This is a genomic window from Tangfeifania diversioriginum, assembly GCF_900141875.1.
GTDB classification, from domain to species: domain Bacteria; phylum Bacteroidota; class Bacteroidia; order Bacteroidales; family Prolixibacteraceae; genus Tangfeifania; species Tangfeifania diversioriginum.
Genome location: NZ_FQZE01000005.1, coordinates 176,065 through 192,389, shown reverse-complemented (window position 1 = coordinate 192,389; position 16,325 = coordinate 176,065). Strand labels below are relative to the sequence as shown.

Annotated in this window: 11 protein-coding genes; 3 read left to right on the top strand and 8 right to left on the bottom strand. The window is 43.3% G+C overall.

Going from position 1 to position 16,325, the window contains the following annotated elements; genetic code table 11:
* Positions 1–184 precede the first annotated feature (184 nt).
* Positions 185–1,429, bottom strand: a complete 1,245-nt coding sequence (locus tag BUC07_RS05225) for a PHP domain-containing protein (RefSeq protein WP_083578103.1) — start codon at positions 1,427–1,429, stop codon at positions 185–187.
* Between the two features lie 156 nt (positions 1,430–1,585).
* On the opposite strand from BUC07_RS05225, the gene BUC07_RS05220 reads away from it, so the two are divergent.
* On the top strand, positions 1,586–1,957 hold the full coding sequence (locus tag BUC07_RS05220; protein ID WP_073166598.1) for a DUF423 domain-containing protein: 372 nt from the start codon (positions 1,586–1,588) through the stop codon (positions 1,955–1,957).
* A 131-nt stretch (positions 1,958–2,088) separates the two neighbouring features.
* Here BUC07_RS05220 and BUC07_RS05215 read toward each other — a convergent pair whose 3' ends face one another.
* The 4 genes from BUC07_RS05215 to BUC07_RS05200 form a co-directional block, all read right to left on the bottom strand.
* On the bottom strand, positions 2,089–3,267 hold the full coding sequence (locus tag BUC07_RS05215; RefSeq protein WP_073166595.1) for a TolC family protein: 1,179 nt from the start codon (positions 3,265–3,267) through the stop codon (positions 2,089–2,091).
* Positions 3,245–6,349, bottom strand: coding sequence for an efflux RND transporter permease subunit (locus BUC07_RS05210; protein ID WP_073166649.1), 3,105 nt, complete (start codon positions 6,347–6,349; stop codon positions 3,245–3,247). Before BUC07_RS05210 ends, BUC07_RS05215 begins: the two co-directional genes overlap by 23 nt.
* Before the next feature lie 13 nt (positions 6,350–6,362).
* The gene (locus tag BUC07_RS05205) at positions 6,363–7,919 is read right to left on the bottom strand and encodes an efflux RND transporter periplasmic adaptor subunit (protein ID WP_083578102.1); all 1,557 of its coding nucleotides are present in this window, start codon (positions 7,917–7,919) and stop codon (positions 6,363–6,365) included.
* Between the two features lie 183 nt (positions 7,920–8,102).
* A complete protein-coding gene (locus BUC07_RS05200; protein ID WP_139279480.1) occupies positions 8,103–8,495 on the bottom strand; it encodes a DUF6769 family protein in 393 nt (130 codons plus the stop codon).
* Between the two features lie 156 nt (positions 8,496–8,651).
* Here BUC07_RS05200 and BUC07_RS05195 point away from each other — a divergent pair, with 156 nt between their 5' ends.
* Positions 8,652–9,881: a M16 family metallopeptidase gene (locus BUC07_RS05195; protein WP_073166588.1), complete on the top strand. Its 1,230-nt coding sequence runs from the start codon at positions 8,652–8,654 to the stop codon at positions 9,879–9,881.
* 106 nt (positions 9,882–9,987) lie between these two features.
* A complete protein-coding gene (locus tag BUC07_RS05190; RefSeq protein ID WP_073166585.1) occupies positions 9,988–10,617 on the top strand; it encodes an O-methyltransferase in 630 nt (209 codons plus the stop codon).
* Between the two features lie 162 nt (positions 10,618–10,779).
* On the opposite strand, the gene BUC07_RS05185 is transcribed toward BUC07_RS05190, so the two are convergent.
* From BUC07_RS05185 to BUC07_RS05175, 3 genes are all read right to left on the bottom strand, one after another.
* Positions 10,780–12,180 carry a putative oxidoreductase C-terminal domain-containing protein gene (locus BUC07_RS05185; protein WP_073166582.1) on the bottom strand — a complete coding sequence of 467 codons (1,401 nt, stop codon included), beginning with the start codon at positions 12,178–12,180 and terminating at the stop codon, positions 10,780–10,782.
* Positions 12,181–12,340: 160 nt separating this feature from the next.
* Complete coding sequence (locus BUC07_RS05180) at positions 12,341–14,395, bottom strand: DUF2264 domain-containing protein (RefSeq protein WP_073166579.1); 2,055 nt, start codon at positions 14,393–14,395, stop codon at positions 12,341–12,343.
* 231 nt (positions 14,396–14,626) lie between these two features.
* A complete protein-coding gene (locus BUC07_RS05175; RefSeq protein WP_073166576.1) occupies positions 14,627–16,315 on the bottom strand; it encodes a RagB/SusD family nutrient uptake outer membrane protein in 1,689 nt (562 codons plus the stop codon).
* Positions 16,316–16,325 lie beyond the last annotated feature (10 nt).

The window sequence follows — 16,325 nt, the reverse complement described above, 5'->3', positions numbered from 1 at the left end:
GGTGTGAATGCATACTCTGCTAAAAATCGAAACCATGTCAATGAACTTATATATTATGGCACTATTGCCGCTTAATTATTTAACGAAGTATTGATGAATATTTTGTATCAATAAAAAAAACAAAATATTCATCAAATCCGGTGTAATATCCTGTTGGTTTTTGGCACCGCCCTGAAGGACGGTGTTAGTTTTTCAAAAATCGATTTATCACCGCTTTGCCCAATTCAATAAATCTTTCTTTTTCAGTCACCCTGGCTTTTTCCCCATTTAACCACCCCATCATACCGCGAGCGATGTAGTACTGGTGGGCGGCGATAATGGCAGCACCTTCGTAGTTTATTTGTTTTAATTCATCATCCAGATCCACACCACCGCGGCAGGTCACTTTCAACGGATCGAGCTGCGGGGTGTTGTGTTCGGTGCCAAACGTAACGATGAAGTCGTTTTTATGGAAGAAACTCACAAAGTCTTTCAGAATTTCAAAGTTGTTGCGGCCCGGAATTAATTCAATGGCCCAGATATCTTTTTCCCTGAAGGTTTGCAGCAGCTTTTCCTTGTCGGCTTCAAAATCGGTAAAGTTTCCTTTTGCATCGTCGAGCAGAACAGGATAGCAGGGAATTCCGCCGGCATCGGTAATAATATCCATTACTTGTTCAAGCGACAGGAATTCATCCGGATTTTCCTTCACAAAAGCGGGGCCGCCGGCTTTGAGCAGGTTGCTACGGATTTCATTTTCTACCATAGCCATTTTCCCGATTGGTACTTTCAGTTCTTTTCCTGAAAATATTTTCTCGAACAATCGCTTTCTGCCATCCTGGGTATTCTTTTTTTCAAAAATGGTTGTGCGAATAGCCTGGGCAATATGCCGCTCGCGGAACAGTTCCTTTGCCAGCTTCTTGTGCAGTTCGGCCGCATCAAAATGCAGCTCGATTTGATTTTCAACAAAAAAGGCATTCAGTTTCTCAACCATTTGATAAGCCTGTTGGTTGCTGTTTTGCTGAAGTTTTTTGATTGCTGCTTCTGATTCGCTGCTCATTTGTACCGGATAGCGCAGCCCTTTTCCGCTGAAGTAAGTACGACCGGGATTGTTCGGGTCGTTCACGCGGATTCCGGCCTGCTGCAAATCCTGCTGCAACGCAATAAACTCAATATTAAACAGTGGGAAAACTTTAAATTTTTCAGCCAGTTGGGCAAACTCTTCATACCCGGCGGTAGTGAAAAAATCGTTGACTCCCAGCACGCTGATCCCCTCGGTTTTGGCCATCTGAAAAGCCAGCTCTATATCGGAAAAAGCACTGAAGGAGTGAGGTGTGTGGATATGCCCGTTGATGTCGGGAACAATTTTGGATTCTTCCGGCTGGTTTCGGTACCAACTCAACAATTCCTTTTCATTTGGAAGTGATGTAAAAATACTCTCTTTTTGTTCCATATTTAAACGGATTTATTTATCCTGCAAATTAATAAAAGCTGCTCAAAAAGCCTGTCCTTTGGTGTCCTGTTTTTGTTTTTCCCGGTTTTCTGAAATCACAAGAACTTCAGATGGACCTGTTTGTTAGAATAGTTCGGAAATTAAAATTTCAGAAAAATGAGTAAAACAATTTTGATGACTGCCTCGGTGCTACTGGCATTGGCAGTTGCGCTGGGAGCATTTGGTGCACACGGATTAAAATCTCAACTATCGTCGGACATGATGCAAACATTTAAAACCGGGGTTGAATACCATTTTTATCATGCGCTGGGTTTGCTGTTAATCGGAATTCTTGCTGTCTCATTTCCTTCTGAATTACTGAAATGGTCGGCCATTCTGCTAACGGCCGGGATCATTTTATTTTCCGGAAGTTTGTATGTTCTTGCCGTGTCGGGCATAAAATGGCTGGGGGCAATTACTCCCATTGGCGGTCTGAGTTTTATTGCCGGCTGGATACTTTTGTTCCTGGCAGTTTGGAAAAAATTTTAATCAGATCTTGCAGGAAAGCGACAAATAAACAATTCAAAATTCAAAAAAGTCATCCGATGAATCATTTTACCAAATCCTGCAAGATTTTACCCTGCACACCTGCCAACTACTTATTCATCGGATGACTATATTTACAATTCGTAATAATACAATCCTGCAAGTGCCTGGTGCAACTCGTTATTGGTGGAAAGAATATTGTCGATGGTATCGTAATATAGCGATAGTTCCATCATGTATTCAATCAACGATATTTCGCCGGCATCGAGCGCTTTTTTCAGCAAAAGGGTTGAATTGACCGATTCCAGCACTTCCGTGTAATCAGCCAGCGTTTCCTGCAGCCGTTTGGCCTTTTCGTAATGGGTTTTCAGCCGGTTGTAACTTTGCACCCGCGCATCGGCAGCCACTTCTTGGGCAACTTTTTGCTGCAACCGGGCCAGTTTTAACGTGTTTTTATTTTCCCACAGCGGAATGCTGACTCCCAGTGCAATTCCTTTAAACGCTTCCCCTTCAACCGATTCCGACATGTAGCCGGTCGAGAATTTCGGCAGGTTCAGCGCTTTGGTCAACTTGATCTGTTTTTCACGCATCTCCACTTTCTGCGAAACTTGTTGCAGCAGCGTATTTTGCTTTTCGTTTTCGGCAAACCAGTTATCAAAATCAAGCGGTAGCTGAACTTCAGAAAATTCGCTTACATTAAAATTAACGGAAGTCCCTCCGTTCAAACGTTTCAGTTCTGCAAGTAAAGTTTCCCGTTCGGTTTCATTTTCCTGCAAAGCTTTTCGGGCATTCAGTAAGTTCAGCTGCGCCTTGTTTTTTTCTATTATATTGGTTTCGCCGTTCTCGAATTTTGCATTGTACGCCTCCGAAATTTGCCGGGCGTGTTGCACCCGTTTTTCCAGTTCGCTGTTCATTGCGTTCAGATAAATCAATTCGGTGCAAATAGTTTTTGCCTGAAACAGAATGTTTTTTCGTTTCATCTGAAAATCCAAATCAGCCTGCTTGTTTTGCACGTTGGCAATTTGCTTTCTAAAGCCGTAAGAAGTTGGAAAATCGAACGACTGCGACACCACAAAATCCTGTCGGGTTCCCATTGCTGCCGGGTCGCCCCACAAATAGTGAAACTCCACTTCCGGATTTTCCAGGTAAATGCCGGTTTTGTTTTCCACCTTCTGTGCCTCATTCAAATTGCGGAATGCATTCAGCGTGGTGTTGTTTTGCTCAATTTCAGAAAGGACCTGTTTGATATCTGGCTGTGCCATAATTCCAAACGGCAACAGCAGCAGTAAGCTATTTATGAGTATCCGGTTCATTTTTTTTATTTTTTTGAATTAAACTGTACACAATTGGAACAACGTAAATATTAAGCAGCGTGGAGGTCAGCAGACCGCCAAGAATCACCTTTGCCATGGGACTTTGAATTTCGTTGCCGGTAGCATTGCCGTTCATAGCCAGCGGAATGAGTGCCAGCGCTGCTGTTAAAGCGGTCATTAATATAGGATTTAACCTGTCAACTGACCCTTTGATGATGGTTTCATGAAGCGAGGTTCCTTTCGATTGCAGGTGCTTGTAATTGGAAACCAGCAGAATTCCGTTGCGGGTGGCGATGCCAAATAATGTGATAAACCCTATAATTACCGGAATGCTGATAATTCCCGTGGTAAAATAGATGGTGAAAACTCCGCCAATAAGTGCCAGCGGCAGGTTCAGCAGAATAATCCCGGAGAGTTTTGCATTTCGAAATTCCTGAAAAAGAATAAGAAAAATCAACAAAATTGACACCAGCGAAGCAAACAGCAACGTCCGCGATGCACGGGCCTCGCTTTCAAACTGGCCTCCGTATTCAATGCGATAGCCTTCGGGCAAAACAATGTTGGTGTTTATCTGCTCTTTTATCTCGTTCACCACGCTTAACAAATCGCGGCCGGCAACATTGGCCGAAACCACAATTTTGCGCTGTACGTTTTCGCGGCTGATGGAACTGGGCCCGGATGCTGAAACGATATTGGCCACCTGATTCAGCGGTACTTTTTTCCCGTCGCCTGTTTCAATCAGCGCATTTTCAATTCCTTCCCTGCTTTCGGTGTAATCTTCGTTCAACCTGACAATGAGGTCGAAACTTTTTTGTCCCTCATAAATATCGCCTACTTTTTCGCCGGCAAAAGCGGCATCCACAAAATGATTAAAGCGGTTCAGCGAAATTCCGTAACTGGCCAGCATATCGCGTTTTGCACGAATCTGAATTTGTGGGATTTCAATTTGTTGCTCCACGTTCACATCTACCAGCCCTTCAATTCCGGTTAACGAATTTTGAATTTGATTCCCGAGTTGAAACATTCGGTTAAGATCGGTGCCAAACAATTTGATGGCAATATTTGCGCGGGTTCCGGAAAGCATGTGGTCGATGCGGTGGCCCAGCGGCTGCCCCACTGTGGAAGCAATTCCGGGAATGCCAGCCAGCGTTTGCCGCACATCGGCCAGAAATTCTTCATTGTCCCGCTCGTCAAGTTCGTAGTTTACATCCACCTCGGCACTGTTGGTGGTTTGCGAATGTTCATCCAGTTCGCCGCGCCCTGTGCGCCGCGCGGTACTGGTAACTTCAGGGAGTTTCAGCAGTTCTTCCTCAATCAGGTTGCCAAGTTCATTGGATTCTTCCAGCGAAATGCCGGGTTTGCTTACTGCCGAAATGGTTAAAGCTCCTTCGTTAAACTCGGGCAAAAAGCTGCGGCCCATTGATGTCATGGTGAGCAGTGCAGCAATAAAGAAAACAACTGTGGTTCCCAAAACTATTGTCTTGTGGCGCATCGTCCAGGTAAGCGATTTACTGTAACCTGCAAAAAGGTTTCGGGTAAACCATCCGTCTTTTTGCTTCCGTTCGAGGTACCTTTCTTTCGAGAGCAGCATTTTACACAATTGCGGAGTAACGGTCAAAGCCACAATCAGGGAGGCAAATAGCGAAACGATGTACGCAATTCCAAGCGGTTTCAGCATCCGGCCTTCCATTCCGGAGAGGAAAAACAGCGGCATAAAAGCAACGATAATAATCAGGGTGGCATTCAGAATGGAAGCCCGGATTTCTTTTGAAGCTTCAAAAACAACTTTGAATGCCGAACGCCGCTTTTCTTTTGGTTTTTTATGATTTTGCCGCAGCCGCTTATAGACATTCTCCACATCGATAATGGCATCGTCAACCAGCGAACCAATGGCGATTGTCATTCCCCCCAGGCTCATGGTGTTGATGGTAATTCCCATAACTTTAAAAACCAGCACGGCCACCAGCAGCGACAGCGGAATGGAGATGACAGAAATAATAGTGGTACGGAAGCTACCCAAAAAGAGGAACAAAATAATAATTACAAAAACGGCCCCTTCAATAAGTGCACGCTGAACATTCCCTACCGATTCTTCGATAAAATCGGCCTGACGGAAAATTTTGGTGTCGAGCCGGACATCCGAAGGCAGTGTTTTTTGCAGATCTGCCAGATTGGCTTCAATGTTTTCCGTGAGTTTAAGCGTGTTAACGTTTGGCTGTTTCGACACGGAGACGATAACAGCGGGGGTGGCATTTTGCGAGGCGTGGCCTTGTTTTACTGCCGCACCGATTACCACCTCAGCCACATCGTTTACCCGCACCGGGTGCCCGTTTATTTGTTTGATATACGAATTTCCGAGTTCCTCCAGGTTCGAAGTACGGGCTACGCCGCGGATAGTATATTCATTTCCATATTGTCGCACCACCCCTCCGGCCGAGTTTTGTGAAATCCCCCGGCAGGTTTCGGCCAGTTCATCGAGCGAAACATCATAATATTTCATTTTCTGCGGCTCAGCCAGTACTTTGTACTGTTTGTAATCGCCGCCAATAATTGTAACCTGCGAGACACCGCCCGTAGCAAGCAACACCGGTTTCACGTTCCAGTCGGCAATGGTCCGGAGTTCCATCATGCTAGTAGAATCGGCCTGCATTCCAATGAACAGCACCTCGCCCATTACCGATGATTGCGGGGCCAGTTCTGGCGGATTAACACCAATGGGCATTTCGTTTGACACGGTTACCAGTTTTTCACTCACAATCTGGCGCGCCTGGTAAATATCGGTCCCCCAGTCGAATTCAACCCAAACAAAAGAAAAGCCCAGCGATGAATTGGAGCGGACCCGCCGTACGTCGGTGGCGCCATTAACCGCAGTTTCAATGGGAAAAGTAACCAAACGTTCTACCTCTTCCGCTGCCATCCCGTGTGCATCGGTCATTACCACAACTGTTGGTGCCGTCAGGTCGGGGAATACATCGATATCCATGTCGGATGCACTGTAAATCCCCCCGAGCATAATAACCACTGCCATTACAATAACCAGCAGTTTATTTTTTAGTGAAAACTTTATAAACTTATCTAACATAGTTGGTTTCTTTTTAGTGAACATGTCCGGCGTGAGGATCGAGCGTATTGGAATCGCCAGCCAGTTTTACCAGCACACTGCCGCGGGTAACAATTCGCTCATGAGGTGCCAGTCCGCTTAAAATTTCGGTTCTGATTCCATCTGTTTTCCCGGTTTTCACTTCCCGCTTTTCAAATTCTTCGGGCGTAATCTGTACCAAAACAGAGAAATTCTCCTGTTCTTCTATTAATGCTGAATTGGGCACTGTTAAAGCTTCGGAATTGGATTGAGCTTTCAGAAAAACATCCACAAAACTGCCGGGTACAAAACCCTGCCTGTTTTCAATCTGAAGGGTAAAAGGAACCAGGTAATTTTCATCGGCCACACTTTTCCCGAACGAAACAACTTTGCCGTTCAGCTGTTCAAGAGAATAAACAGAATTGTTCAGTGAACGGACAGTTGCCGTTTTGATGAATGGCAATTCACTGGCATGTTGCTGCTGAATTTCGGCTTTCAGAAAAAGGGTTTTATTTTGGGAAATGCTCACAAGCGGACTGCCTGCTTCCACATACTGTCCGTTTGAAACGTAGAGCTGTTTTACAAAACCGGTTTCCGGACTTCTGATTACTTCGCCGGTTTCGCTAAAATTTTGCTGAAAGTTTTCATAAACCAGCCGGGCATTGTCAAATGTATTTTTCGCATTCAGCAGTTCTTTCTGCGAAACTATGTCGTCTTCTGCCAGTTTGGCCATTCGATTATAATTGGCCCGGGCGGTTTCAAAATTAATTTTCGCCTCGTTGAACCGAACCTGCATGTTGTTATCTGCCAGCCGGGCGCCCGATAAATTTAACAGTGAATTTCCGGCAATAACTTCTGTACCTTCGGTGAGCGAGTTGTTGCTGAAGCTTACCACGCCATTCGTTTGAGCCGTCAGAATTACCTCATCGCCCTGAGCTGGCTGAATGTGTGCAGTGGTTTTTATCACCTTGCCAAAAGCCCCGACATCCGGCAGTCCGGTGGCAAAATCAATTTTCCACGATTGCTCTTTGGTAAAAATGATGGCATTGGGATGGCCGGTGGCCGCCTCTTCCGCTTCGTGAATGGCATCGTGTTCATCGGCAAAAACTTCCACATCCTCAATAGTAACAGAGAAGGTGGAATCTGCCGTTTCAATTTCGAAGTGGAGCATTCCTTTTCCGGAAGTCTTTGGTTTCAGACTGAACAGGTAAATGCCCTCGCGGGTAGGCGTTTCCAGTGTTTGCCGAATGGATTCCGAACCAACCATCAGGCTGGCGGTTATTTTTCCTTCGGCAAGTGGTTTGAAATTGTCAAGTTTTGAAACATGGGTAAGAATGCCAGCGGATTCCCCGGTTACAAGAGGTTCGGTTTCAATAAAAAGTTCCAGCCCCGACTGGTACGAGGTGTACTGAAAACTCACAGTCTCACCACTATGGTCATGCGCATCCTCATTTTCATGTCCTTCGTTTTCTTCATTATGCTCATTCTCGTGATCATGCGCTTCGTTTTCATGATTTTGACAGGCTCCAAAAACAAGCACAAACAAAACAAAAAAATAATTTATTGCTTTCATAATTAATAAGTTACATCATCTTGAAAAGTATTCTCTCTGCAAATATTGTAATGGGAATTAACAGGTTTGGAATTTTGTCTCCGAAATATTACAGATAGCCCGTCACTTTCTTAAAACTGAAAAAACTATGTGATTTCAGCTTTTTTTAAAAAGTTGGGAATTCAATTTCAGGAAGGCAAAAAATTATGCAATTACGGGAGGTCCTCTGAGTTGAATGTGGTGCGGGTGCCGATCGGACAATTGAATGGGAATATACAGGTCGGCAAACGATATTTTTACCGGTTTAGAAAAAACAATACCAATAATCTTCGCCGGAAAATATAACGGTGAAAGATTATCCGACTTTGTTAAAATTATTTTTTCGTTGAAATTGCACGAGTTATGCGAATGACTGTCATGCTCGTTATCCTGAACCGAGAAATCGTTACAACACTGATTTTGTTCCTTTTCTATCTGGCAAGTTGTTTCCGAATTGGAAGCCAGTTCATAATGATGATGGTGCGGGATGAAATTATGTGCCAGAACGATTGAATAAACCGTTAGCAACAACAGGGATATGATATTTTTTAATTTCATCAGGTGCAAAAATAACATTATATGAAACACATAAAAATTGTGCGCTCAATCTATTAAGGAAAAAAGTCACAATTTTGTTTACCATGCAGCCCGATTTTCCGGTATTTGTGTTGCACATTACTTTTCGTACTTTTGCAGGCTGATTAATAAAATTCAATGGTAGAAACTGAATTTCTGACACATACACTTCAGAATGGTATCCGGCTTATTCACAAGCCCACCGATTCGCCGGTTGGCCATCTGGGCATTCTCATAAATACCGGCTCACGTGATGAGGAGCCGGAAGAGCATGGCCTGGCTCATTTTATAGAGCACTCTGTTTTTAAGGGCACTCAAAAACGCAGGGCATTTCATATTTTAAGCCGCATTGAGGATGTTGGCGGCGAGCTGAACGCCTACACCACCAAAGAAGAAACAACGTTGTTTTCCACATTTTTGGCTGAATTTTACGATCGCACTGCCGAATTGCTGAGCGACATTCTTTTTAACAGTACGTATCCAGAAAAGGAGCTGAACCGTGAAAAGGAAGTAATTTTTGAGGAAATCAATTCGTATAAAGATTCGCCATCGGAATTAATTTTTGATGAATTTGAAGAGCTGGTTTACAACGGCCATCCCATTGCGCGAAATATTCTGGGAACCCCCGAAAACTTAAATCGACTGAACCGTCGGTCCATTCTTCGTTTTATTCAGAATAATTACCACACCGACCAAATGGTTATCAGTTCGGTGGGGAAAATTGATTTTGGCAAACTGGTAAAACTGATTGAAAAGTATTTTGGAGTTGCTCCGGCAAACACCCGCCAAAACGGGAGGGAACGCTTTCAAAATTACATTCCCGGAATCCGGATTATGGAAAAAGACACTTTTCAGTCGCATTGTGTTATAGGAAATGTAGCTTACGATATTTTGCATCCCAAACGGATCACCATGGTTTTGCTGAATAATATTATTGGCGGGCAAGCAATGAATTCGCGGCTGAACATGGCACTGCGCGAGCGAAAGGGAATGGCTTACAACATCGAATCGGGCTACACCGCCTATTCTGACACCGGCCTGTTTAATGTGTATTTTGGCACCGACCGCGAAAACCTGGGAAAAGCCACCGACCTGGTACTGAAAGAATTTAAACTGTTGCGCGAGAAAAAACTTGGTACCGTTCAGCTGCGAAAAGCCCAAAAGCAGATAATCGGGCAAATTGCCATTTCAACCGAAAACCGCGAGGATTTGATGCTGACTATTGGTAAAAGCTACCTGCTTTTTAACAAGGTGGAACCGATGCGAACCATTTTCAAAAAAATTGAAGCAATTACTCCTGCTGATTTGATGGAGGCCGCCAATGAAGTCCTGCAACCCGATCAGATGAGCCGGCTGGTTTACAGGTAAAGCCCCTCTTTATCTCCCCGGAGGGGAGAAAAGATATTGGATTTGCACTGAAAATGATAAAACAAATTACTCAATATTAGAAATCTGGTTTTATACCATTTCGAAAATGAAAGATTTAGATAACTATATTTTAGAGCACATTGATGAAGAAGATCCGGTTTTGCAGGAGCTCGACCGTGAAACCCACCTGAAAGTACTGGGAGCCCGAATGCTCTCCGGGAATTTGCAAGGGCAGGTGCTCACCATGCTGTCGAAAATGATTCAACCTGAAAAAATTCTGGAGGTGGGGACTTTTACGGGATACTCCGCAATTTGTCTGGCCAAAGGATTAACGGAAACCGGTAAACTGATTACCATTGAAGTGGACGATGAACTGGAATATCTTTCAGCAAGATATTTTGAAAAAGCCGGGCTGGCCGGTAAAATAGAGCAGCGGATTGGCCCCGCGCTGCAAATTATTCCCGAAATCGATGAGACATTCGACCTCGTTTTCCTCGATGCCAACAAGCGTGAATATATTGATTATTACAACCTGATTTTTGAGAAAGTACGCTCCGGCGGTTACATCATAGCCGACAACACTTTGTGGAGCAATAAAGTGCTGCAAAAACCTTCGCCGGACGATACGCAAACCAAAGGAATCATCGCCTTCAACAATACGGTTAAAACGGATTCGCGGGTGGAAAAAGTCATTCTGCCGCTGCGCGATGGGATGACTATCATACGGAAGAAGTAAAATTGTCCTTCTTCGGAGAGTAAATTTTTCAAAAACCAAAACTCAAATAAATTTCAATTATTCAATTCTCCAAAATTCAAAAAACTCATCCATGCATTGTCTGGAACTTTGAATTTGGTTTTGTTTGATTTTTGATTCTTGATATTTGGAATTTTATATACTTTATTTCATTGCAGCCTTCAGTCCTTCGGTTGTAGTATAGTATTTTACAATCATGTTCGGAACCTCCCATTCGGGTAATTCCCCGTCAACCAGATACTGCAGAAATTTTTCGGTTACCTGACCGAAATGGGCTTCGTGGCCAACTTTTAATACGTCGGGAATATTCAGTTTCCATGTTGTTTCGTTCAGTTTTTCCAGTTCAATTTCCGGGTATTTTGAAGTTAATCCCTGAACGCCATTATAAAGGCTTCCGGCAAATTCTTTAATATCGATACCGGTATTTGCTTCAATATACAGTTGTGGTTTGTATCCTTCCTCTTCGCCCTGCCTGATGATGAGGTTGCATTTGGAGCCGCGCATAATTGAGTAGTGTGTGTCGCCGGCGCCTTCGGGTGCCTGAAAATTCCAGATAACAGAAACTTTGGCGTGCACACCTTTCAGTGTGTAATTGATTTCCCCGTTGCTGAACACTTTTAAAACACCGTCTTCCACATCTTTCTGCAGATAGTCGGGGAACTCATCAAGCTTGGTCACTTTTTCGAACATTTCGGGTGTGAGATTGGTAGCCCACCGTTTTGCCGACAGCATGTTTACGTCTGATTTGCTCAGAATTTCTTCCGGGAAAACTTCCCATTGAATTAAATCAACCAGGTGTGTACCTACGTCAACTACTCCCTCGCCCTGCTGTTCTGTATCGAAAAACCATGCCGGGCGTTTCAGGGCGCTTCCGGAGACATATTTAAAAAAGTGGTGCACGCTTTCTTTGGTAATGGCCGGTTCTTCGAGGGTTCCATTTACAAGTTCTCCAAAAACTTCGGGAAGTTGCGAAAGCTCCCGCTGAAGAATAGTTGTGATTTCGTAGCGTTCAGTCATGATGTCGTAAAGCAGTACATTATTTTCCGCTGCTGTTTCAAACGCATCTTCGAGCAAAGGGAATTTTTCAGGCGTAATAACCATTGGTTTATCGGCCAGCACATTTATCCCTGCTTCAACTGTTTTGAAAATGTAATCCGTTTTTTTCGCATTGTTACCGGCAGTAACCATCACGTTGCCGGGTTTTTCCTCCAGCATTTTTTCCAGAAAGTCTGGACCGGTATATACTTTTTCTTCCCACGACGTCGGATTTTCAGCACGTGTATTGTAGCTGTTAATTAAATTGAGGTGCCCCTGCACGTCAGGTCCCTCGGGCGCATACACATGAACAGTGGGGGCAACCTGTTCGTACATATTTTTTTGAACCAGTGCCGCATGAAAATGACCGGGGTCGAGCGTCATGATTTTTACTTCATTTTTTGCACCTGTAAACATGGGTTCTGTTTTTTCTGTTTGTGATGAATTAGTGCCTCCTGAACAAGCTGCCAAAACAACGGCAACAAGAACGACTATTGAAATTTTGTTCATTATTTATTGATTTTTTAATTTTCCGTGTACGTACACACAAAAATATAATTTTAAATTTAATAACAGTAATGATCAGCTAATAACCTGAAATCTAAAATCTAAACATTTATTGCCTCCTATTCAAAATGTAGCTTTATTCCGCTTGATTTTGAGGCAGGCATCAACATGTTCTGTGCCCGTCAATATCTTTAAAATCAACTGTATATTTTTCACCGTTATTAAGTGTGATAATTGCTCCCAGTGGCGAAAGGCCCGGCATTATATCCAGGATTTCAATATTTTTTACCGGTGACAATTCTTCTTTTGTCCATTCACTGTTGTCTGTTTTGTGTAGCAGGGCAGTAATCATCAGCTCCATTGGCGGATTTTGTGCCATTCGCTTTTTATACGCATAAACCACAGTGCTGTCATCGGCTTCGGCATTCCGGTTATTATGGACTAAACTGTCAAGTTTGTCCCAGCCATGATACGCAATCAATGCCACTTGCCGCCCAGGAACCGATGCAGTTATTGTTTTTTTCGTTTTATCATCAAACTGATTTACCTGTGCCTCAACTCCGTTTAAATGAGGCAATCCGAAGTTGCCAAGTGTCAATTCATGTTCAAATGCAAGACGTGTACGGTCAATTCGGATTACTCCGCCGGGGATGGTAATTTCGGCCAGATCAATAATGTATCCAACACCGTTGTTTGGCGGTTTACGCATGATGGCCTGACGATATAAAACGCCGTCTCTCACACCGTTAAAAAGCATGCTTTGCGAAATAGTGAATTTTCGGTTTCTGAACGCATCGTTATCCACAGTTTTACCAGTGAGGTAGAAGTTAATGTCATCGCCCCTGACATCCCTGGGATCCTGGCTCCTGAAACTATATTCCATTGCTGTTCCGCCGTCCGGATTATGATCTTCCCATGGGAAATGAGTATTATACGTCAGCTTTGAATAGTTCGGGTCATCGTAATATACTTTTCCGGGAACGATTTCAGAGGTGCCCGTTTTACCATGGTTAACAAGTACTAATCCCGGGCTTTCCAAGACTGTCCTTTTTGATTTGTTTCCCAGTTCTTCCCACATCCCATCGTTTTCTTTAGCAGTCCAGAACGGGGAGTCGTCGGGAAGTGCAAGGCAAATAAACGGCAGAAACATGATAAACGGACTGCCGGCGCAGCTGTAGTTTTGAAGCATATATTCCTTTTGAACATAAAAACCAAGGCTGGGAATATCGTTGTGGTAAAATCCTTCTTTTGTTACAAACTGAAGCAGTGACCCCGAACAAAGCCTGCGGGCCCATCCCGGATCAAGAAGTGATTTGTCTTTCAGCATAAAAGCAATGGGGAAAGCACCTGAAACCCACGTCCGGTAGGTTATACTTCTCGCCCACATGTTAATGTATCCGTCGCGTCCGAAAAAGCTGGTGAGCGACTCCATCAGTTTCTGGGCCGATTTTTCAATTATTTCTGCGATTTCGGGATAATGCTCGTCACCGAAAGTCCTGTTCCAGATGGTAGTGTAAACAATAAACAGGCTGATTGAATAGTAGTTGTAAGTTTGCTCGAGGTACCAGCCGTCGCCCGAATGATATGAAGCAACCCATAACAAGTGGCTTTTCAGCAAATCATCGTCAATTTCGTAACCCTGTTTTTTCAGAAATGAAAGCGTAACAATATTGAAAATCCGCCAGTTGTTTTGAGTTGTCCGGTGATGCCCCCATTTAGATATACATTCCATCATGTCGTCTTTTTCCTGTTCAGAATAAAGCTCCCAAATAGTTTCAGGCATGAGAAGCAATGTTTTGAACAACCCGCCGAATTCGCAGGTAAACTGATAATTTGAGTCGGGTAAATCTTCAGGCAAAGGAATGGAATTGGGATGCCCCGGAGTAAAAGCATTGTAGATTTGCAGTTTGTAATAATCCCTGAGTTTGATGTTGTTGATTTCCACCTCCGGGTCCACATGAATAAGGGGACCAGCCAGGGTAAATGTTCGTTCCAACGCTTCAAATTCGGCAGATCGGTATCTCCAATCGGGCGCGTTGGGCTGGGGATAAGTTTTTCCCGGAACCTTTGGGAAAGTCAGCGGGGTGTCAATGGAGTGAATATTTTTAAATGCACGTTCCAGAAGGTACTTTGCCAAATCAATGTAATGTTTTTTGCCCATTCCTGTATGAGGGCTTAACTTCCAGTCGGGATTTGTTATTTCAAATGCGTTTTTCATTAATAATTACCTAATTTTTATTTTTTCTAATGCTTCAAAACTGATAATCAAATTTAGTATTTCACAAAAAATAGCAATACTATTAGTTTGATAACTTCGAATTTTTGATTATTGTTAATATAATATCTAATAATTTTGAATTCCTCAAATCAAATTTTTTAATGCGTTACCCTGAATAAAGCAGGGTAACGCATACTAAATAAGCTAACTAAACATTAACTATAAGCTGGATTAATATCCATTGTTTTGCGGATATTCATTTGTTGTTCTGGTTCGCTGGTTCGCTGGTATAGGACGTAGCAAGTGATAATCCTGAATATTGGGAGCGCCATCAAGATTATACTTTTTTACTCTTTCAATCAATTTACCAGTTCTTTTGAGATCGAACCATCTTTTCATTTCCCCGAATAATTCCCGGGAACGTTCATCGAGAATGAAGTCGATATCAACATCGGTAGCTGAGATTTCCATCTGGCTTTCCAAACCAGGAAATGCAGCTCTGGATCTTATGGCATTTATATATTGTACAGCTTCATTGTTATTGTTGGACTTGTGTAAAGCCTCAGCTGCCAGTAAATATGTTTCAGGCAATGAATAGATGATTTGATCTCGCGATCCTTCCTGATAATTGACTGACGGACGTTTGTTGTCTTCTACTTTCCATGGGCAAGGAAAAATGTTGATGCTGTTGTTATCCGTTCCGTCTTCAGTGAACCAACTCCACAGTTTCCCTTTGGCATTTTCGTGCCAGCTATAGAGGTTTTTCCCTGCAATAACGCCGGGAAGCCTGGCTTCAATAGCATCCACATCGGATTGTGTAAGATCATTTCCTGTGAGGAATATTGCGGTATCACCAACGCTTGCACCAGCAGGAATTCCAGAAGCTGTATTGTAATACCAAACGGTTTGAAATGATTTAACAAAGCGCGAGTCAATATCGTAAGGTCGGAAATTTTGAAGCAACCAACTGGTGGGTCGAAAACGAATCCATGGACGTCCAAAACCATGTCCTAAAGCCCGGTTTAACCCATCATTATATACCTCGTACCAAGGTCGGAAATACAGGTGTGTTTCATTTCCCTCTGGTGTAAGCAATGGGTCTTCATGAAACTGAACCGACCATAAAATCTCGGGATGTTGTTCATTGTCGTGGTTATAACGAGCAACCGGGTCAGTGTCAAGCGAAAGTCCGTAGTCATCAATAACCGATTTTGCCAGGTTGGCGGCAGTTGTAAAATCGTTTGCACTTCCGAAACTTTTGTATCCTTTGGTAAGATAAACAAGTGCTAGCATATGTTGTGCCGCAGGCTTTGTTGGTCTGCCAAATTCGTCCTGAGTAACCGGCAGATTATTTACTGCAAAATCCAAATCTTCAATAATAGCTTGATATACGGTTTCCTCAGGCACCCTGTCGGCTTCGGTTTCAACCCCAACGGTTTCTTCCAAAGTGAGATGGATAGGGCCAAATGACTCTACCAGAATAAAATAATAATGGGCTCTTAAAAAACGAACCTCGGCTACTTTTGAATTTTTTTCTTCGGCAGATATATCAACATCGTCGGCACGGTTAATAACTGCATTGCAAGTATTAATGGCGGTGTAAAAATTGGACCATAAAGTCCAGAACGGGCTTGCTTCAGAGTTCAATCCCGATTCATATTTGTTCATATAGTGGTAACCACCATGTCCGCCATTAGTATATTCATCCGTACCAAAAACTGTCATATTGCAGCCTTCTTCCTGTCCGTAAAAGTTGCGCAGATTTTCGTATGCAGCGTTTACTCCGGCCTGCAACCCGTCAGGTGTATTCAGATATTCACTAGTTACACCCGATACAATTTCTTCATCTAACACATCACATGATACCAGGGCAATTGATGAAAAAATGAAAATGATTATGAAATATTTTATTTTTCTCATTGTTACAGTA